Raw genomic sequence first — 17,979 nt, forward strand, 5'->3', positions numbered from 1 at the left:
TCAGTGCAGCTCGCCGACGAGCCAGGCCTGCGCGGGGACGAGCACCTCTTCGGGTGACGCGCCGCCGGTGCGGATGTGTCCGCGCCGATCGATCGTGAAGCCGTGGTCGCCCACGATGAAGAGGAGCGTGCGTGGAGCGACGGTGGTGAGGTGGCGCGCGATCGCCTCCGCGACCGACTGCGCGATGCCGGGGAGCTCGTGCACGGCGTTCGCGCCGGCGGCTTCGAGAAGGGAGGGGACGAGGTCGAGCTTGTAGACCTCGCGCGAGCCGACGCGCAGGCGGCGCACGGCTTCGGCGGCGCGGCCGCGCAGCGACTCGGAGGCTTCTTCGCCGGCGGGAGCGCGGAGCGCGTCCATGCCGCGGGCGAGGGTCTCGAGCTGTCGCATCGTCGTGGTGGGGAGGGCGCTCCAGAGCATCGTCTCGGCGCCGAGCGAGGCGACGCCGGCGGTCTCGCGCGCGAGCGCGTCACGGACCATCGCGCCGACGTCCCAGCGGAGCGAGTCGACGAGGAGCACGTGGGCGGAGCGCGCGCCGACGAGGCGAGCCTGCTTGGAGGCGAGGTCGAAGGCGTCCATCACGAGGCGTGGTCGCCGGTTCGTGGCCCCGAACGTCGTGAACGCGTCGGTATACGACCGCTCGAACGAGCGTCGAAACTCGTCGAACGCCCGCAACGCACGCGGATCGTCGAGCCCCCCCGCGATCGCGTTCGCGAGCGGCACATAGCTCTCTGCAAAGAGCCGCTCGAACGCCGCGAGCGGCTGCGCCCCCCGCGCCGCGGCGAGCGCAAGCACCCAGCTCCGCCAAGCATCGTTCGCGACCGTAGCCTCCGGCACCCCCACCGTCGCACTCCGCGCAGCCTTCCTCCGCCCCCGCCCCTCGCCACCACGCATAGCTTCACCCTCACGCGCGGTCGCAGCCTCACGCGTCATCACCACATCCCGCGCCGCTTCGGTCTCGCGCGCGGTCTTAGCGTCACGCGTGGTCACCGCGTCCCGCGTCGCTTCGGTCTCGCGCGCGGTCGTAGCGTTGCGTGCCGGGTCGGTCTCACAAGCGGTTGCAGCCTCATGCGTCTGTTCGGCGTCGTCGCGAGTAGGCGCAGCATCGCGGGTCTGTTCCGCCTCATGCCGGACCTCGACGTCGCGCATCTGTTCGACATCGCGAGTGGTCGCGACCTCACGAGTGGTCGCAGTGGTCGCACCGTCGCGAGTGGTCGCGACCTCACGAGTGGTCGCAGTGGTCGCACCGTCGCGAGCCATCGCGGCCTCGTGAGCGGTCGCAGTGGTCGCAGCGTCGCGAGCCGCAGCGTTGCGAGCGGTTGCAGCATCGCGAGCGGTTGCAGCATCGCGAGTCTGTTCGGCGTCGCGCGTCTGTTCGGCCTTGCGAGTAGGCACATTGTCGCCCGTCTGTTTCGTCCCCTGCGAGACCTCGACGTCGCCCGTCTGCCCGGCGCCGCGTGTGGTCGCGGCGTCGCCCGTCAGTTCGGCGCCGCGCGTGGTCGTTGCGTCGCGTGTGGTCGCGGCGTCGAGCGGTGCTGCTGGGACGGCGAGGCTGGGGCGGCGTGTTCGCGGGCGGGGCATCGGGCCGCGCGATTCGACGATCGGCTCCGCGACGCATACGGAAGGTGCGAGCGCGAAAGGCTCCGCCGACCCGGCGGCCAGCTCCTCGCGCGGCCCGGCCTCGGCGGCGGAGGCCGCCATTGCGACGTCGAGGCGAACCTCGATCGACGCGAGCGCGGCCGTGATCTCGGTCGCGTGTTCGACGCGCGCCTCATGCGACGCGAGCCCGGTTGTGATCTCGGTCGCGGCTTCGACCCGCGTCTCGATCGACGCATCGGCGACCGAGGCCTCCGTCGCGGCTTCGATGCACGCGGTCGCTGCCGCGATCGCTGCTTCGCTGCGCGCTTCGAGCGGAATGGGCGCGTCTGCGCCCGTTGCCGCCGTCGCGGCTTCGATGCGCGTCTCCAGCGACGCGGGCGCTAGGTGTACCGTGAGCGGCTCCGGGTCGACGAGCGTGATGCGCTCTGGCTCCGGGATGGTGACGGGATCCGAGTCCGGCGCGGAGACGATCGCCTCCGCGACGTCGATCGAGATCGCGACGCTCTCGATCGCGGTCGCGTCGTCACCTGTGAGGAGCACGGGCGGCTCCTCCCGCGTCGCGATCGCTCCGAGGAGATCGTCGAGGCGGCGCGGCGCGGCGTATGCCGTGACGGCGATGTCCGCGTCGTCGATCATCAGGACGAGCGGGAGCGCGGTCGTCGACTCGGCGAGCCAGCGGAGGAGCGCGCTGTCGTCCGGACAGAGCGACGGCGCCGCGATCGCGCGGAGCGTCCCGAGGCCGATCGCGATGCCGCTCGCGCCGACCTCCTGCGCACGAAGGAGCTGATCGGCGAGGCGCGCCGTCGCCTCGTCCGGCATCGCCGTCCACGCCGCGAGGTAGGGCGAAGGCGCGCCGGCGCGCGCGAGCTCGCGCTCCACGAGCTCCTCGAGGAGCGAGCCGAGATGACCGCGGACGTGCGCCGTAGGAGGCGGCATCTGCACGAGCAACGCCCCCGCGCCGAGCAGCTCGATGCCTCGCTGCTCCTGTGCCTCCTCACTGAGGAACGAGACCTCACCCGAGAGCGGGAGGACACGCGGCGTCGTCGCAGGGATGCGAGCGTACTCGAGCGGCACTTGCAGCATGCCCGATGTGTCGCCAACTCCGAGCCCAATGGCCCACTTTCCAGCAAACCGGCCCCAGAAGCCGCGGTCACGAAGCGCGAGTGTTGGGTCGGCGGCCCCAGAAGCCGCGGTCACGAAGCGCGAGTGTTGGGTCGGGGGCCCCAGAAGCAGCCGCGGTCACGAACCGCGAGTGTTGGTTCGGGTTGTGCCGGGGCCCCAGAAGCGGCCGCGAAAGCGGTCGCGAAGCGACCCTCGCGCTCCGCGCGAGGGCCGTGTCTGGGGTGGGGTGTCGGGGCGAAGCCCCGACGTTGACCTGATTGACGCGTTGCGGTCCGGTTCCTACGCTTCGTTGGTTCCCTCTGCCGGTCTCGTGCTTGTGGTTTTCATGATCCCCTTATGTATGTGAACCAGGGAGGCAAACGATCGCTCGTTGTGCACGCCGGACCATCTCTCACGAGCTCTGGATAATTCGGAAGCCTGAAGCGCGATCCGCGTCGCCCACCTAGCCTACGGGCTAGGGGTTCATGACAATCCGCACACGGACCAAGCGGTACGGAATTTTTGGCGGGCCTCGCGCGGAAGCGAAGAGGCCCGCTGCCTATTTCAGGGCGCGCACGCCGGCGTGAGCGCGGCGATCCAATCGTTCAAGAGCTCGTGCCCCGCGCGGTCCACCGTGCGCGTCGCGAGCGGCGGCATCTGGTTCGTGTCCGGCGGATCGGTGCGGTTGCCGGAGAGGACGGAGACGAGGCTCCGCGCCGGCTCGCCCGAGCGCACGAGCTTGTAGACGTCGCCGCCGCTCTCCGTGCGGAACGCATCCTTACAGACCGTCGTCGCGTACACGTCGAGCTGCTCGATCGGGACGGGGCCGCCGTCGACCGGGAGCAGCTCCGTCGCCTTGATCATGAGGCGCGCCGTCGTCTGGAACGCCCCCGCGCCGGGGTTCGCGTTGTGGCACGCGCCGCAGTTCGCGTGGAGCCAGCCGAGCGCCGGCGCGGCCGTGTCGCCGCCGTTCGCGGGCGTCGCGGCGGGGAGGACGAGCTCGGTCTTCGGCGGATCGACGGTGAGCTTCTTGTCCGCGACGAGCTTCGCGAGCGTCACGCCCGTCGCGCCGGGGAGCCCGAGGCTCACCGCGTCGACGCCGAGGAGCTTGTCCTTTCGCCCCGTGTGGCAGTCGAGGCAAGCGCCCTGCGACGGGATCTCGTAGACGCCCGCGTCGACGCCCGCCCCCGCGTCGTCGGTGCGCGTGAACGTCTCGCCGGCCGGGATGCGCGTCGCCTCGGTCTCCGCGTCGTTCCAGCGATACGCGGTCTGCTGCCAGTCGTCGCGGACCTTGTAGAAGATGCGCGTCTCGATGCGCTTGCCGCCGAGCTTGAACTCCTTCCAGACCTTCGTGCCGTTCGGGAAGACCCACTCGTTCATGTCCGACGTGTCGATCTTCGCGTCCGCGGGGAGATGGAGGAAGCGCGCCTTCTCCGCGGCGTCGCTCCAGAACTCGAGCGCAGGTTTGTAGGCTTGCACGTCCGCCGCGAGCGTCTTCGCGCCGATGTCGGCGTAGAGGCCGCTGCACGAGAGCACCTTCGCGAGGCCGTCGGCGTCGATCTGCGCGGCGCACGGATCGGTCACGACGTCGCCGCCGGCGTCGGGGACGACGACCGGCGCGTCGGTGCCCGCGTCGTCGTCCGGCGCGGCCGGGATCGGATCGTCGTCGCTGCAACCGGCCGCCCAGAGCGCGGCGCCGATCGGAAGAAGAAGGAAGCCCCCACGCCAAAGCTGCATCGGCCGAGGATAGCGGAAGGCGTGGTAGTGTGCCGCCTTCGCATGAGCGACACCTCGGCCCCGCGCGTCGGCATCATCATGGGATCGCTCTCCGACTGGGAGACGATGCAGAACGCGTCCGCGACGCTCGAGGCGCTCGGCGTCGCGTGCGAGACGAAGGTCGTCTCCGCGCATCGCACGCCCGACCTCCTCTTCGACTACGCGGCGAAGGCGGAGTCGCGCGGCCTCGAGGTCATCATCGCGGGCGCGGGCGGCGCGGCGCACCTCCCCGGGATGTGCGCGGCGAAGACGCTGCTCCCCGTCCTCGGCGTGCCGGTGGAGTCGAAGGTGCTGCGCGGCGTCGACTCGCTCCTCTCGATCGTGCAGATGCCGGCCGGCGTTCCGGTCGCCACCTTCGCGATCGGCAAGGCGGGCGCGATCAACGCCGCCCTCTTCGCCGCGCAGATCCTCGCCCGGCGGGACCCCGCCGTCCGCGCCGCGCTCGCCCGCCATCGCGACGACCAGACCCGGAGCGTCCTCGATCGCCCCGACCCGCGCGGAACCTCGTCGTGACGGTCGGCGTCCTCGGCGGCGGGCAGCTCGGGCGCATGCTCGCGCTCGCGGGCTACAACCTGGGGCAGCGCTTCGTCTTCCTCGATCCGGGCGCGGAGTCGACCGCGGGCCACGTCGGCAGCCTGCGCGTCGGCGCGTACGACGACGAGGAGCGCCTCCAGGAGATCGCGCGCAAGAGCGACGTCGTCACGTACGAGTTCGAGAACGTCCCCGTCGGCTCCGCGCGCTTCTTGAACGAGCTCGTGCCGGTCTACCCGCCGCCGGCGGCGCTCGAGGTGAGCCAGGACCGGCTCGACGAGAAGCAGTTCTTCGAGCGGCTCGGCATCCCGACGCCCGCCTTCGCGCCGGTCTCGTCGCGCGCGGAGCTCGACGCCGCGGTCGCGCGCATCGGTCTGCCGGTCGTGATCAAGACGCGCCGCTTCGGCTACGACGGCAAAGGGCAGATCGTGCTGCGCACCGACGCCGACGTGACGCGCGCGTGGGAGGCGCTCGGCGCGGCGCAGCTCATCGTCGAGGGCCTCGTCCCGTTCGAGCGCGAGCTCTCGATCCTCTCCGTCCGCGGCAAGGACGGCGACACGCGCTTCTGGCCCCTCGTCGAGAACGAGCACCGGGACGGCGTGCTGCGCCTCTCGGTCCCGATGAGCGACGCATGGACGCCGGAGCTGCAAGCGCGCGCGGAGGCGCACGCCGCGCGTGTCCTCGCGGAGCTTCGCTACGTCGGCGTCCTCGCGATCGAGCTGTTCCTCGGGCGGGACGGGGCGCTCGTCGCCAACGAGCTGGCGCCGCGCGTGCACAACTCCGGTCACTGGACGATCGAGGGCTCGGAGACGAGCCAGTTCGAGAACCACGTCCGCGCGATCCTCGGGCTGCCGCTCGGCTCGACGCGCATGGTCGGCCACGCCGCGATGATCAACGCGATCGGCCGCCTCCCGCCGCGCGAGCGGATCCTCGCGATCGAGGGCGCGCACCTCCATGCCTACGGCAAGGACGCGTCGCCGGGCCGCAAGCTCGGTCACGTGACGATCCGCGCGGACTCGCGCGCGGAGCGCGACGCGAAGGTCGCCGCCCTCCGACCGATCGTCGACCCGACACCGCCGCTCGAAGGGTGAGCTACAGCGCGCCGGCGCTCCGCATCGCGACGCGCGCGGCGCGGGGGATCTCGGGCAGCCGCTCGATGACCGTGCCGTCGTACTTCATCGCGAGCCACACCGGCGAGCGCTTCTTCCTGCCCTCGGCGAAGACGACCATGATCCCGGGCCGATCCTTGCGCGCGGTCGTCCAGAGCTCGAACGCCTCCGCCTCGTCGGGGCGGTAGAAGCCGATGAGGCTCTCTCGCGCCTGCTCGAGCGGCGCGCCGGTGATCGTGCCGTCGGTCTCGCGCTCCCACACGTCGCGCCCCTCCGTCTTCCGCACCGCCCACGCCCGCTCGAGCGCGCGCCGGAGCACGACGCGCGACGTCGCCGGATCGACGGTGCTTCGCGCGACGATGCGCGATCGCGTCTCGAGCGAAGGGAAGGTCCGGTGGCGCGTCCACATGTACGTCGCCGCCATGCCGGCGGAGATGAAGCCCACCGCGAGGAGGTAGACGAGGCGCCAGTGCTGCTTCTTCCGGTGCAGCGCGACGACGCTCGTCGTCATCGGCATGATGAGCATCATCACCGCGAGCGTCTCGACGACGATCGAGATCCCGAACGCGGCGATGAACTTCGTGAAGTCGAGCTGCGGTTGGTAGACGAAGAAGTACCGATAGACGCCCTGCACCGAGATCACGACCGCGGTGACGACGGTGTAGCCCTTGAAGAGCCAGAGCTCGCGCCGCGCCGACCGGACCACGAGCCAGTACGGGAGGAGTATCGGGGAAAATACGTAATAGAGGAAAGGTCGCGGCGGGTGCTCGCGGTAATACGCCTCGAACGCGAGCTGACGGCGGAGCACGCGCCGCATCCACGGCTTCTTGTCGGCCTTCTCGATCAGCACCTCGCCGAAGAAGAACGCCCCGAGCGCGAGCACCATGTTCGCGATCGCCGCCCCCATCGGCACGAGCATCGCGAGCAACACCACCCCGAACGGCACGAACGCAAAGAACGCGAGCCGCAGCACGTACTCGCCGATTTCGAGCTTGGCGCGCCGGTTCATCCGCGGGAGCTACGTTCAAGTCGTCACTCGGAGGACCTCGTCGATCGTCGTCACGCCTTCGCGGACGCGCTGGAGGCCGACGCGGCGGAGGCTCCCGACGCCGCCCTTGCGGAGCAGCTCGCGGTACTCGCGGTTGCTCGCCTTCTGCTTCACGAGCTCGCGCATGTCGTCGTCGATGATGACGACCTCGAAGATGCCCGTCCTCCCGCGGTAGCCCGTCTTGAAGCAGTCGGGGCAGCCCTTCGCGCGCATGATCTTGGTGCCCTTCTCGAGGACGACCGCGTCCTCGTCGAGCACGTCCTCCGTGAGCTCGTAGATCTCGCGGCAGCTCGCGCACACGATGCGGACGAGGCGCTGCGCGAGCACGGCGGTGAGCGCGTTCGCGACGATCCAGGGCTCGACGCCGAGGTCGACGAGGCGCACCACGCTCTCGACCGCGTCCGACGTGTGGACGGTGGAGAGCACGAGGTGACCGGTGAGCGACGCCTGGAGCGCGATGCCGGCGGTCTCCGCGTCGCGGATCTCGCCGACCATGATGACGTCCGGGTCCTGGCGCAAGATCGCGCGGAGGCCCGTCGCGAACGTGAAGCCCGCCTTCACGTTGGTCTGCCCCTGCGTGATCTGGGTGAGCTCGACCTCGATCGGATCCTCGAGCGTCATCACGTTCGTGCGGCGCGTGTCGAGGAGGCGAATGCACGAGTAGAGCGTCGACGTCTTGCCCGCGCCGGTCGGTCCGCTCGCGACGATGAAGCCCTGCGGACGATCGACGAGCTGGCGCACCGTCGCCGCCATCGCGGGCTCGAGGCCGAGCTTGTCGAACGCGATGAGCGACTGCCCCGAGAGGACGCGGAGCACCACCTTCTCTCCGAGCGAGCTCGGGAAGGTGGAGGCGCGGAGGTGCACCGTCTCGTGGCTCGGTGAGAGCGTGAGCTGTCCGTCCTGCGGGAGGCGGCGCTCGGCGATGTCCATCCGCGCGAGCACCTTGATGCGCGAGACGACCTCGAGCGAGATGTCGAGCGGCACCGCTTGCTCCTCGACCATCTCGCCGTCGACGCGGAAGCGGACGTTCAAGCGATCGCGCTTCGGCTCGAGGTGGACGTCGCTCGCCTTTGCTCGGATCGCGCGCCGGATGATCTCGTCGAGGACGAGCACCGCGCTCTGTTCGAGGCCCGATGTCATGGACCGGGAGGGTATCACCCAAAGCGCGCGACGAAGGCGCGATGGGCGGGCTGGCTCGGCAGCTCCTTCGGCCGGTAGCCGCTCGTGACGCGCTCGACCACGATGCGCACCTCGTCGGGCTCGCTCCGGAAGGTGAGGCGCCACTCCTTCACCGCGAGGACGTTGCCCTTGATGCGGCGGTACGCGTGCGGCTGCGGCCCGAGCGAGAGCGCGGCGGCGGCGCGGGCGCGGAGGTCGAGCCCCGTCTCGGCCTGCACCCACGCGAGCTGCTCCTCGGCCGCGGGCTCGAAGGCGACCGCCCACGACTCCTTCGCGTCGGGCGGCGCGCCGAGCCAGCCCGAGCCCGCGTCGGGGAACGCGTCGGCGTACGGGATGTACGGCTTCAGGTCGAGCACCGGCGTCCCGTCGACGAGATCGTGATCGCGGACGTGGACGGTGAGCCCGTCGACGCGCTCGAGCCGCGCCGCGGTGATGCCGATCGGGTTGGGACGGTGCGGCGAGCGCGTCGCGAAGAGACCGCGCTTCACCTCGCTCCGCGGCGGGAGCACCTTCGGCTTCCAGCCCTCCGCGCGGTGGAACCAGAAGAGGATCCAGACGCGATCGAACGCGGCGAGGTCGTCGAGCGCGTCGGCGTACTCGGGGAGGAGCTCGATCGATCCCTCCACGCCCTCGGCGAGGATCCCCTGGCGCGGCGCCTCCACCTTCTCGGCGAAGGGCGAGCGGACGAAGCCGATCGGCCGCACGAGGAGCTCCGCTGCCATCGCTCCGCGATAGCACGGTCACTCCTTGATCTGCACCTCGGGCAGCGTGTCGGTCGGGGCGGGCATCGGGGTCGTGCTCTCGGGCTCCGCGGTTTCGCGCTCGCCGCGCTCGTCGTCGCGCTCGGCGTCGCGATCGGGGAGCGTGGTCTTCGCGGGTCCGTCGATGACCGGCGGCGTCGTCAGCGGCGGCACCATCTCGCTGTTCGGCGTGGTGGGAGGCGACGGCGCAGGCGGCGGCGCGACCATCGCGTTCGTCGCGGGGTCCGGCGTCATGGTGCGGTAGAAGCCAGCGCGCTCCAGCGCGGCCTCGTCGACGGGCGGCGTGAGGTCGGACCTCGGCTTCGCCTTCGCGGGGGCGCGCCGCGGCGGCTCGATCTGCGCGCCCTCGATCCTATTCGGGAGGTTCGGCGCCTTCACCGCGTCGACGACCGGCGGCTCCCACGGCGCGAGCTCGCTCGCCTCGGCGATCGCAGGTGGCGGCGGCGTCGGCGTCGGCTCGGGCAGCGCGGCGTTCGTCACGGTCGTGGTCGAGACCGGCGTGTCGGTGCGCGACTCGATCCCGAAGAAGAAGTACGTGCCCGCGGCAGCGACGCCGACGAGCGCGAGGGAGATCGCGGCGAAGGCGAGGCCGCGGTCGCTCCGGCGATCCGGCAGGAGGTCGCCGCCGACGGGATGATTGAGGCCGTCGTCGGGCTTCGTGAACCACTGCGAGTCGGAGGCGCGCATGACGGGCCTCCTCAGATCACCGAGCGACGGTAGAACCAGCGTCCGCTGATGAGCGCGATGACGGCGACGAACAGGGCCGAGCCGAGGATCGACCATACGATCGGGAAGGTCGTCGTCCCGACGGTGAGCGCGAAGAGCTCCGGCAGGCCGGCGAGGCGCGCGACCCACGTGCCGAGGAGGGCGCCGACGAAGCCGACTCCGATCGAGGCGAGGAAGCCACCCGGGAAGTAGCCGACGATGGCCTTGCCGACGGCGCCGCAGATGCCCGCGACGAGGAGGAGGACGAGGAGCTCGAGCAGAGACATGACGAATCGTTCCTTTCGTTCGGCTGATCGAGCAACGGCCGTACCCGCCGAAAAGCGCGGGGAAATGAGGGTGAGAACGGCGGTCGATGCGAACGAGCGAGACCGCGTGTCCCCGCGTGTGCTCTTTTTCCCCTCCATGCGGCGGCTCATGCTCGCGCTCGCGGCGGCGTTCGTGGTGCTCGCGCTCGCGCACCCGGCGAGGGCTCATCAGATCGGGCTCTCGACCGGGGAGTACGTCGCGCGCGGCTCGTCGCTCGTGGTCAAGCTCGCGTTCGCGCGCAACGAGCTCGCGATGCTCGCGCCGAGCCTCGACCGGAACCGCGACGGACACGTCACCGCGGCGGAGATCGGCGAGTCGCATCCGCTGCTCACGGAGAAGATCCTCCGCCGCTTGCGCGTCACGACCCACGGCGAGGAGTGCACGCCGACCTTGACCGACGCGGGGCTCACCGAGGGCGACGGCATCCTCCTCGGCGCGCGCTGGGCGTGCAAGACCGCGAACGAGCCCTTCGAGGTCCAGCTCCTCGTGCTCGACGATCTCGCGCGCGGTCATCGTCACATCGCGCGCGCGCTCGAAGGACAGGTCGCGCACGACGCGATGCTCGCGGGCGACGAGCGCACGTTCACCGTCCCGCCCGAGCCGCCGGACGCGACGCCAGCGGTGTCCGCGCCGAAGGCGGAAGAGAAGACGGGCTTCGGCTCGTTCTTCGTCCTCGGCGTCGAGCACATCCTCACCGGCTACGATCACCTCGTCTTCGTGTTCGGCCTCGTCCTCGTGCGGGCGCGGCTGCGATCGCTCCTCGCGATCATCACCGCGTTCACGGTGGCGCACTCGATCACGCTCGGCGTCGCGGTGCTCGGGATCTGGTCGCCGAGCCCGCGCGTGGTGGAGCCGGCGATCGCGCTCTCGATCGCGTACGTCGGGATCGACAACCTGCGGAAGGGCGTCTCGGCGGAGAAGCGATGGCGGATCACGTTTCCTTTCGGCCTCGTGCACGGCTTCGGCTTCGCGGGCGCGCTGCAGGAGATCGGGCTGCCGCGTCACGCGATCCCCTCCGCGCTCGTAGCGTTTAACCTCGGGGTAGAGAACGGGCAGTTACTCGCGCTCGCCGTCCTCCTTCCGATCGTCATGATCCTTCGGAAAAAGCCGTGGTTCGAGCCGCTCGGCGTGCGGGTCGCGAGCTTCGCCGTCATCGCGCTCGGGCTCGTCTGGCTCGTCGTGCGCGTCGTCTCACCCAGCTGACTCTTCGTCTGGCGCGCGTTGACACCGACGCTCGCGAGAGCTCCTCTTTAACGACCATGCGGAACCTCCGTCGCCTCGTCGTGCCGAGCGCTTCGCTTGTCTTCTTGGTCGGCTGCGGCGAAGTCGAGAGCGCACCTCCGAAGGTGCCCGTCATCGCGCAGCACCAGCAGCGCATCGTCGTCGAGGAAGAAGAGGTGGGGGTCTCGGCCCATCCTCCCGTGCGCCGCGCGCCGGCGACGTTCGACGACGCGGACCCCGAGTCGATCCGGCTCTTCTACGACGTGCTCGCCGCCTACGGCTCGTGGACCGACGACGCGCGGCTCGGGCTCGTGTGGACGCCGTCGAAGGAGGCGGTCGGCGCCTCCTTCGTGCCGTACGCCTCGCACGGCCGCTGGACGCACCGCGACGCCGCGGGCACGCCGGACTGGGTCTGGGTGAGCGAGCTGCCGTGGGGTTGGATCACGTTCCACTACGGTCGCTGGGCGTACACGGGGGACAAGGGCTGGGCGTGGATCTCCGGGCGTCAGTACGCGGGCGCGTGGGTCGACTGGCGCACGCCGAGCGCGACCGACACGAGCATCGTGGGCTGGGGCCCGACCCCGCCTTCGCAGGTGTGGCGCGTCTCGCCGGACGGCGTGCACGCGATGAGCTACTCCGCGTTCGCGACGCCGTACGTCTACGCGAAGACGAAGGACCTCTTCGCGCCCGACGTCGGCAAGCGGCTGATGCCGGCGGGCGCCGCGCTCGCGGTCGCGTACACGACCGAGCCGGGCCGCGCGCCGACGCCCGACAAGCTGGGCATCGCGAAGGAGGCGGTGCCGCTCCCGCCGCTCATGGACCGCGGTCTCCAGCAAGCGTGGATGCTCGCGACGCCCGCGACGGCGAAGGCGGTCGGCCTCGGCCCCCAGCTCGGCGCTCCCCCGCGCCTCCGCACCTACGTCGCCGGCGGCCCCCGCTACGCGATCACCTTCTCCGGCGCGCGCTGACGAGGACGGCGGCGACGCCGAGCGCGAGGAGCGCCGCGCCTGCGTCGAGGCCGCCGCTCGGCGTGACGCCGCAGCCTTCCTCCGCGGGCGCAGGCGTCGCGTCGTCGTCGTCATCGTCGTCACCGCCGCGGCCGGCGTCGCTCGGCTTCGTCGACACGCCGCCGGAGCTGCTGCTCGAGCTCGACGACGACGAGGCTCCGCCGTCGGTCGGCGCGGGCTCCTCTTTCGCGTCGGTGACCATGATCGTCCGCGTCTCGCTCTTCACGCCGTCGTTGTTCCGGTTGCGGTCGAGGTTCGTCGACATCGCGGACACGTAGAGCGTGATGTTCCCGTTCCGGTTCGGGGGAACGAACGTGAACTTGTACGTCCCGTTCGCGCCGTTCACCGCTCTCCCCGACGCGACCTCGCTCGGCTGCTCGTCGGGGAAGGGGACCACCGTGTTCTGCCCCGCCGTCGCGACGGCGCCGGTGGTGAGGGCGGCGTTGAGCGCGGTCGCGGTGCGCGTGCCGTTGACGACGATCGTGATCTCGCCGCTCTCTCCCGCCTTGATCGACTCCGGCGCCGTGATCGTCAGCGTCGGCGCCGGCGACGCACCCGCATGGCAGTTGGTCGTACACGTATCGGCGACCCCGTCATACGGCTTCCCCGAATACCCGCTGATGTCCGGATTCGCCCCCGCCCCCGACGCCAAGAGAAACGCCCCAACCCCGAAGCCCAAAGCAAGCGATCGCACCGACGGAGCGTAGCAGAGCCGATGGGAGCACCTTGCACCCGGTGTCGGCTGTCCGACACGACGTTGACAACCTGACGCGTCCTCGTGGCTCGGCGTCCGCGCATGCTGACACGCTGGCAGGGGTGGGAATGCGGTTTGGCCCTTGTTTGTCGTGGTATCCGAGGCGCGGGCCGGGCGGCACGGGCCGTGCTTTCACGGGTGAGCACGATGACGACGGCATCCAAGACAGATCGAGTCGGCGGGTCGAACGTCCGTTACGAGGTCGCGATGGATCGTCTCGTGTGGGTTGCGTGGCGCGCGTTCTGGGTTGGGCTCGGCGCCTCGCTCGTCATCGTCGGTCAGAGCATGTTCGCGCCCGCGCCTCCGCCGGCCGCGGCCGACGTCGCGGCGCCCGCCGTCGAGGAGTCCGCGCCTTCGCAGTTCCAGGTCCCCACGATCCGCGGCGGGCACCCGATCGTCTCGCAGAAGCGCGCCCGCGTTCCTCACGCGTCCTGAGCCGCGCGAGTCGCTTCGGCGTGCGCGCGGAGCACCTCGAGATCGGACATCAGCTCGGTGCGCTCCGCGGCGAGGTCGGCGAGCCGATCGCGTTGCTGCTCCGTCGGCGCTAGCATGCTCGCGCGCGCGGCGAGGCGGTCCCAGCGATCGAGCCACGCCAGCGCCGTGAACGGGGACACGAAGAGGAGCACGGTCGCGACGATCGCGTACGGCGCCGGTAGGCGCCAGAAGGCGAGGGCGACGCCGGCGGCGGCCCAGAGCGGGTAGACGACGAGGCCGACGCCGAGCTTGTACGTCGACGAGACGTCCGGATCGCCCTTCAGCTTCTTCGTGACGAAGCGCGGGAGCTGGTACGGGAGCCAGTAGACGACCGCCGCCGCGAGCGCGAGCGGCAGCGTCAGGATCATCGCGGCGGCGCGTAGAGCGCGGTCCGGCGTCGCGTCGACGAAGGGGCGGCCGTGCGCCACGCGCGCGACGCGATCGTCGGTGGTCTCCTCCGCCTCGAGGAGCTTTCCGTACGCGCGGAGCCGCTCCTCCATCGCGCGCACCTCGTCGGGCGACGAGCTCGCGAGGACGCGACGCGCGGCCTCGAGCTGGCGGCCGACGCGGTTCATGTTCGCGAGGGAGCGATCGTCGGCGTCGTTCGCGAACATCTCCGCGACGCGGACGAGGAGCACGCGCTCCTCCCACGACGCGCCTTCGACGAGGAGCTCGGAGAGATCGCCGAAGAGCGTGTCGGTGACCTCCTTCGCGAGGTCCGCGCCCGGGAGCTCGTCGAGGTGGCGGACGGGGCCGAAGAGGACGAGCGATCGCGAGCGGAACACGTCGCGCTCGTCGAACTCGAGCGCCACCGCCTGGAACGTGAGCGCGCGGGGCGCCGCGTCTTCGCGGGGACGAGGCTCCGCGTGCGCGCGGGCGAGCATGCGGCCGGCGCCGCTCTTGAGCGCGAGGAGGTGCGGCTCGTTGTGGCTCGTGCCCTCGGGGAAGATGAGGATGTTGCCGCCGCCGACGAGGTGCGTCGCGACGCGCGCGAAGACCGCCTCGTTGTCGCTCTCGCTCTTCCCCGGCACGTCGCGCCGCCGGATGATCGGGACCGCGCCGGCGACGTCGAGCAGCCAGCGGAGGCCCGGGATCTTCCAGAGCGTGCTCTTCGCGACCGGGGAGATCGCGCACGGCGCCTGGGTGAGCACGAGGATGGGATCGACGAGACCGTTCACGTGGTTCGCGCCGAAGAGGCGACCTCCGACGTCGCGCGCGGGCACGTCGCCCGCGACCTCGATCTCGCGGAAGTAGATCCGCGCGATGCGGCGGAACAGCAACATGAGGACGGTGCGAACGCTCATTCCCCAGGTGCACTCTACGGAACTCTACGTCGTCGAGCGCGCATTCGTTCCTGGAGGGCGCGCGGGTCCGAAGCGGAACCGCAGGCGCAGCGCTTCGTCGTCGAGCGCGGCGACGATGGCCTCCGCGCGCGCCTTCGCGGCGGCGGCTTCGACGCTGCGAGCGCCGAGGATGCGCGCGAGCGTCGCGAGCGCCATCGCGCGCAGGCGGAGGTGCCCGCCGTCCCCCGCGTGCTCGATCGCCGCTCGCGCGAGCGCGGCGGCCTCCGACTTCGCGCCGCGCTTCCACGCCGCGTACGCGAGCCCGCTCGCGCGGCGGTAGAGCGCGAACGGCGGGACCTCTTCCGAAGGCAGCGCGGCGAACAGCGCCTCCGCTCCGGCACGATCGCCCGCGCGGTTCAGCGCGTACGCCCGCTGATCGACGAGACGCGCACGCAAGCACGCGCGATCGTCCGCGGCCATCGGCTCGCGTTCGACGATGCGCTCCGCTTCGTCCAAGAGACGTGCGACCTCGCGCGGCTCGGCGGGCGCGCGCCGGCTCGCGACGAACGCCTCGACGAGCGCGACCTCGGCGCGCGCCTCCGGCGGTCCCTTCGCGGCGCGGGCGCGACGGAGATGCGGGACCGCGCCGTCCTCGTCGGCGGCGCGGAGCGCACACGACGCGCGCGCGAGCGCGAGCCAGGTCCGCGCGGCCGGCGCTTCGCTCACCGGCGGGCGATCCCAGAGCCGCACGAGGTCGAGGCACAGCGGCACCGGCAGATCGGTGAACCGCGAGTGGTACGCGCCCATCCAACGCGCGCGGGCTTCGGCGGCGTCCGGCAGCCCGAACGCCGCGAGCGCGCGATCGCCCCAGACGCCGCCCGCGTGTTGCCCGCGCGTGCGGAGGCGTCGCAGCGCGCGCTCGATCGACGCGGCGTCGTCGGCGTACGCGCGGCTGCGGGCGAGCCTCTCCGCGACGGCGGCGAGGGAGCCGTGTGCCTCGACGAGGCCGTCGACGTAGTCTCGCCACGAGAGCCCGTGTCCGGGATCGTGTCCGGGCGCCTTCCTCATCGCGACCGCAGAGTCGTTCCATCATGGATACGAAACAACTCCCTCCTTTTCTCCTCGTCGTAGACCTCGAGGCCACGTGCGATCGCGATCGCGCCACCATCTCGAAGTACGAGATGGAGACGATCGAGATCGGCGCGGTCCTCGTCGAGACCGCGACGCTCTCGCCCGTCGCCGAGCTCGGCACCTTCGTGCGTCCGATCCGGCATCCGAAGCTCACGCCGTTCTGCACGGAGCTCACCACCATCACGCAGGCGGACGTCGACGACGCGCCGCTCTTCCCCGAGGCGATCGCGAAGCTTCGCGCGCTCATCGAAGGTCGCGCGACGCTCTTCTGTTCCTGGGGCGACTACGACAAGAACCAGCTCACGCAGGACGCACGGCTCCACGGCATCAAGCTGCCGTTCGGCGACGCGCACCTCAACTTGAAACGTCGCTTCTCGGAGGTGCTCGGCCTGCCGAAGAAGCTCGGCATGGGTCAGGCGCTGCGTGAGGTCGGGCTGAGGCTGGAGGGCACACACCATCGTGGGATCGACGACGCGCGGAACATCGCGCGCCTCCTTCCTTGGATCGTCGGCGGTGCTACGCGCCCACCCCAGCCCTGAAAATTCCAGATCCGACACCGACATCCACTCCGATGTGCCGAAGATCCACGAGCGATCGCGTCGTGAGACGTGGAACGTACGTTGCGAAAGCGTCTCACGTGCTTTCGACGACCACGACCCGGCTGTTCGCGGCGCTCCTCGTTTCCTCGGTCGGCGCCGCCGTCACCGGCTGCGCGGTCGAGCCCGATCAGGGCGGCGTCTCCGAGCCCAGCGTGGGAACTGTGATCCAGCCCATCATTCGTGGTGGCGGGTCGGGCACGGAGCATGACTCGGTCGTGGTGCTCACGACGATCGAGAACGGCCAGCGTGCGGCGCTTTGCACGGGGACCCTCGTCGCACCGAACCTCGTCCTCACCGCCCGACATTGCGTGTCGAACACCGACGCGACCACCGCATGTGCGCAGGACGGTACGCCGATCAGCGGCTCGATGATCCGAGGCAACCGCGTCGCGAGCCACCTCGCGGTGTTCGTGGGAACGAACGGGGTCGCGCCGGACTCGGCGGTCGAGGCGAACGCGGCGGCCCGCGGCAAGCGCATCATCGTGGATGCGTCGGACACGGTCTGCAACCACGACATCGCGCTCGTCATGCTCGACCGGGAGCTCACGTCGCCGGTCGCGCCGCTGCGCATGACCGCGCCGGCGGCGACGGAGAAGGTCGACGTCGTCGGCTGGGGCGTCAACGAGTCGGGCAGCCTCGTCGCGGCGCGCTCGGCGCGGAGGGACATCCCGCTCCTCGGCGTCGGCCCGGGCCCGTACCCGACCAACCCGGCCTGGGGCTATGGCGACGCGGAGTTCATGACCGGCGAGTCGGCGTGCGCGGGCGACAGCGGCGCCCCGGCGTTCGCGAAGGGCGGCGCCGTCATCGGCGTGAGCGCACGCGCAGGCAACGGCCAGCCGTCGAACGGCAACATGGCGTCGACGTGCGTGGGCGGCAACGCCCATGCAGTCTACACGCATATCTCCAAGTTCGAGAAGCTGATCAAGGCGGCCTTCGACGTCGCGAAGCAGCCGTTGTGGCTCGAGGGCCAGGTCAACCCGTGGGCGCCTCTGCCCGCGTCGGACGGCTCGAGCGGCTCGAGCGGCATCATGAACCAGGGCGGCAACGAGCCGACGCCAGGCGCGCAGCAGCACTCTGCGAAGGCGGACCTCCTCGGCGACACGTCGGCGGCGGACGACGACGGCGAGCCGGCGACGGGCGCACCGGCCGCGGCGGACGACTCCGCCGCCGGCGGCTGCAGCATGTCGAACGAGCCCCCGAGCGACAACGTCGCCTACGCCGCCGGCGTCGTCGCCGTCGTCGCGCTCCTATTCGGCCTCCGCCGCCGCTTCCGCAAAGACGCACCCCCCGACGAGCTCCCCCCGCCACGCGACCCTTACGAATCGATGATGTAGCCCGCTCGACAGCTGCGAGCACGCAGACGCGCCGCTCGGCCTC

General features: G+C 71.1%; 18 protein-coding genes and 1 other RNA gene. 9 read left to right on the forward strand and 10 right to left on the reverse strand.

What is annotated here, in order from left to right:
* On the reverse strand, nucleotides 1–1,698 hold the full coding sequence (locus KF837_40325; GenBank protein ID MBX3233640.1) for a hypothetical protein: 1,698 nt from the start codon (nucleotides 1,696–1,698) through the stop codon (nucleotides 1–3).
* Nucleotides 1,699–2,032: 334 nt separating this feature from the next.
* Between KF837_40325 and KF837_40330 the strand changes: the two genes are divergently transcribed.
* Together KF837_40330 and ssrS are read left to right on the forward strand one after the other, a co-directional pair.
* Complete coding sequence (locus KF837_40330; protein ID MBX3233641.1) at nucleotides 2,033–2,383, forward strand: hypothetical protein; 351 nt, start codon at nucleotides 2,033–2,035, stop codon at nucleotides 2,381–2,383.
* Between the two features lie 628 nt (nucleotides 2,384–3,011).
* Nucleotides 3,012–3,216: non-coding RNA, 6S RNA (gene ssrS / locus KF837_40335), on the forward strand.
* Between the two features lie 45 nt (nucleotides 3,217–3,261).
* Here ssrS and KF837_40340 read toward each other — a convergent pair.
* A complete protein-coding gene (locus KF837_40340) occupies nucleotides 3,262–4,434 on the reverse strand; it encodes a hypothetical protein (GenBank protein MBX3233642.1) in 1,173 nt (390 codons plus the stop codon).
* Nucleotides 4,435–4,476: 42 nt separating this feature from the next.
* Between KF837_40340 and purE the strand changes: the two genes are divergently transcribed.
* Together purE and KF837_40350 are read left to right on the forward strand one after the other, a co-directional pair.
* Nucleotides 4,477–4,986 (forward strand): 5-(carboxyamino)imidazole ribonucleotide mutase, encoded by a 510-nt coding sequence (gene purE / locus KF837_40345; GenBank protein ID MBX3233643.1) that lies wholly within the window; start codon nucleotides 4,477–4,479, stop codon nucleotides 4,984–4,986.
* Nucleotides 4,983–6,095: a 5-(carboxyamino)imidazole ribonucleotide synthase gene (locus KF837_40350; GenBank protein MBX3233644.1), complete on the forward strand. Its 1,113-nt coding sequence runs from the start codon at nucleotides 4,983–4,985 to the stop codon at nucleotides 6,093–6,095. The genes purE and KF837_40350 overlap by 4 nt, the downstream gene beginning before the upstream one ends.
* Before the next feature lies 1 nt (nucleotide 6,096).
* Here KF837_40350 and KF837_40355 read toward each other — a convergent pair whose 3' ends face one another.
* Genes KF837_40355 through KF837_40375 form a run of 5 tightly spaced genes read right to left on the reverse strand, consistent with a single transcriptional unit; the run spans nucleotide 6,097 to nucleotide 10,093 of the window.
* Nucleotides 6,097–7,122, reverse strand: coding sequence for a hypothetical protein (locus tag KF837_40355; protein ID MBX3233645.1), 1,026 nt, complete (start codon nucleotides 7,120–7,122; stop codon nucleotides 6,097–6,099).
* A gap of 15 nt (nucleotides 7,123–7,137) precedes the next feature.
* A complete protein-coding gene (locus KF837_40360) occupies nucleotides 7,138–8,301 on the reverse strand; it encodes a type II/IV secretion system protein (GenBank protein MBX3233646.1) in 1,164 nt (387 codons plus the stop codon).
* A gap of 14 nt (nucleotides 8,302–8,315) precedes the next feature.
* The gene (gene tsaA / locus KF837_40365) at nucleotides 8,316–9,062 is read right to left on the reverse strand and encodes a tRNA (N6-threonylcarbamoyladenosine(37)-N6)-methyltransferase TrmO (protein MBX3233647.1); all 747 of its coding nucleotides are present in this window, start codon (nucleotides 9,060–9,062) and stop codon (nucleotides 8,316–8,318) included.
* Nucleotides 9,063–9,080: 18 nt separating this feature from the next.
* A complete protein-coding gene (locus tag KF837_40370) occupies nucleotides 9,081–9,788 on the reverse strand; it encodes a hypothetical protein (protein ID MBX3233648.1) in 708 nt (235 codons plus the stop codon).
* A gap of 11 nt (nucleotides 9,789–9,799) precedes the next feature.
* Nucleotides 9,800–10,093, reverse strand: coding sequence for a hypothetical protein (locus KF837_40375; GenBank protein MBX3233649.1), 294 nt, complete (start codon nucleotides 10,091–10,093; stop codon nucleotides 9,800–9,802).
* Nucleotides 10,094–10,229: 136 nt separating this feature from the next.
* On the opposite strand from KF837_40375, the gene KF837_40380 reads away from it, so the two are divergent.
* Both KF837_40380 and KF837_40385 read left to right on the forward strand, forming a co-directional pair.
* Nucleotides 10,230–11,336: a HupE/UreJ family protein gene (locus KF837_40380; GenBank protein MBX3233650.1), complete on the forward strand. Its 1,107-nt coding sequence runs from the start codon at nucleotides 10,230–10,232 to the stop codon at nucleotides 11,334–11,336.
* A 56-nt stretch (nucleotides 11,337–11,392) separates the two neighbouring features.
* Nucleotides 11,393–12,322, forward strand: coding sequence for a hypothetical protein (locus KF837_40385; GenBank protein ID MBX3233651.1), 930 nt, complete (start codon nucleotides 11,393–11,395; stop codon nucleotides 12,320–12,322).
* On the opposite strand, the gene KF837_40390 is transcribed toward KF837_40385, so the two are convergent.
* On the reverse strand, nucleotides 12,300–13,055 hold the full coding sequence (locus KF837_40390) for a hypothetical protein (protein ID MBX3233652.1): 756 nt from the start codon (nucleotides 13,053–13,055) through the stop codon (nucleotides 12,300–12,302). The two genes, KF837_40385 and KF837_40390, sit on opposite strands and share 23 nt — an antisense overlap.
* Before the next feature lie 267 nt (nucleotides 13,056–13,322).
* Here KF837_40390 and KF837_40395 point away from each other — a divergent pair, with 267 nt between their 5' ends.
* Nucleotides 13,323–13,550, forward strand: a complete 228-nt coding sequence (locus KF837_40395; protein MBX3233653.1) for a hypothetical protein — start codon at nucleotides 13,323–13,325, stop codon at nucleotides 13,548–13,550.
* Here the strand turns inward: KF837_40395 and KF837_40400 are convergent.
* Both KF837_40400 and KF837_40405 read right to left on the reverse strand, forming a co-directional pair.
* Nucleotides 13,538–14,893, reverse strand: a complete 1,356-nt coding sequence (locus KF837_40400; GenBank protein MBX3233654.1) for a 1-acyl-sn-glycerol-3-phosphate acyltransferase — start codon at nucleotides 14,891–14,893, stop codon at nucleotides 13,538–13,540. The two genes, KF837_40395 and KF837_40400, sit on opposite strands and share 13 nt — an antisense overlap.
* Before the next feature lie 24 nt (nucleotides 14,894–14,917).
* Nucleotides 14,918–15,940, reverse strand: coding sequence for a hypothetical protein (locus tag KF837_40405; protein MBX3233655.1), 1,023 nt, complete (start codon nucleotides 15,938–15,940; stop codon nucleotides 14,918–14,920).
* Nucleotides 15,941–15,963: 23 nt separating this feature from the next.
* Between KF837_40405 and KF837_40410 the strand changes: the two genes are divergently transcribed.
* Both KF837_40410 and KF837_40415 read left to right on the forward strand, forming a co-directional pair.
* The gene (locus KF837_40410; GenBank protein ID MBX3233656.1) at nucleotides 15,964–16,542 is read left to right on the forward strand and encodes an exonuclease domain-containing protein; all 579 of its coding nucleotides are present in this window, start codon (nucleotides 15,964–15,966) and stop codon (nucleotides 16,540–16,542) included.
* A 98-nt stretch (nucleotides 16,543–16,640) separates the two neighbouring features.
* A complete protein-coding gene (locus tag KF837_40415) occupies nucleotides 16,641–17,936 on the forward strand; it encodes a S1 family peptidase (GenBank protein MBX3233657.1) in 1,296 nt (431 codons plus the stop codon).
* Nucleotides 17,937–17,979 lie beyond the last annotated feature (43 nt).

Origin of the sequence: Labilithrix sp. (assembly GCA_019637155.1) — a bacterium.
In the GTDB taxonomy this organism is placed as follows: Bacteria; Myxococcota_A; Polyangia; order Polyangiales; family Polyangiaceae; genus Labilithrix.

What these genes read in the sequence shown, in the direction of transcription:
- purE (MBX3233643.1), top strand. Translation starts at nt 4,477, where the DNA reads ATGAGCGACACCTCGGCCCCGCGCGTCGGCATCATCATGGGATCGCTC.
- KF837_40400 (MBX3233654.1), bottom strand. Translation starts at nt 14,893, where the DNA reads ATGAGCGTTCGCACCGTCCTCATGTTGCTGTTCCGCCGCATCGCGCGG.
- KF837_40360 (MBX3233646.1), bottom strand. Translation starts at nt 8,301, where the DNA reads ATGACATCGGGCCTCGAACAGAGCGCGGTGCTCGTCCTCGACGAGATC.
- KF837_40325 (MBX3233640.1), bottom strand. Translation starts at nt 1,698, where the DNA reads ATGGCGGCCTCCGCCGCCGAGGCCGGGCCGCGCGAGGAGCTGGCCGCC.
- KF837_40330 (MBX3233641.1), top strand. Translation starts at nt 2,033, where the DNA reads ATGGTGACGGGATCCGAGTCCGGCGCGGAGACGATCGCCTCCGCGACG.
- KF837_40405 (MBX3233655.1), bottom strand. Translation starts at nt 15,940, where the DNA reads ATGAGGAAGGCGCCCGGACACGATCCCGGACACGGGCTCTCGTGGCGA.
- KF837_40395 (MBX3233653.1), top strand. Translation starts at nt 13,323, where the DNA reads ATGGATCGTCTCGTGTGGGTTGCGTGGCGCGCGTTCTGGGTTGGGCTC.
- tsaA (MBX3233647.1), bottom strand. Translation starts at nt 9,062, where the DNA reads ATGGCAGCGGAGCTCCTCGTGCGGCCGATCGGCTTCGTCCGCTCGCCC.
- KF837_40410 (MBX3233656.1), top strand. Translation starts at nt 15,964, where the DNA reads ATGGATACGAAACAACTCCCTCCTTTTCTCCTCGTCGTAGACCTCGAG.
- KF837_40385 (MBX3233651.1), top strand. Translation starts at nt 11,393, where the DNA reads ATGCGGAACCTCCGTCGCCTCGTCGTGCCGAGCGCTTCGCTTGTCTTC.
- KF837_40375 (MBX3233649.1), bottom strand. Translation starts at nt 10,093, where the DNA reads ATGTCTCTGCTCGAGCTCCTCGTCCTCCTCCTCGTCGCGGGCATCTGC.
- KF837_40355 (MBX3233645.1), bottom strand. Translation starts at nt 7,122, where the DNA reads ATGAACCGGCGCGCCAAGCTCGAAATCGGCGAGTACGTGCTGCGGCTC.
- KF837_40370 (MBX3233648.1), bottom strand. Translation starts at nt 9,788, where the DNA reads ATGCGCGCCTCCGACTCGCAGTGGTTCACGAAGCCCGACGACGGCCTC.
- KF837_40380 (MBX3233650.1), top strand. Translation starts at nt 10,230, where the DNA reads ATGCGGCGGCTCATGCTCGCGCTCGCGGCGGCGTTCGTGGTGCTCGCG.
- KF837_40340 (MBX3233642.1), bottom strand. Translation starts at nt 4,434, where the DNA reads ATGCAGCTTTGGCGTGGGGGCTTCCTTCTTCTTCCGATCGGCGCCGCG.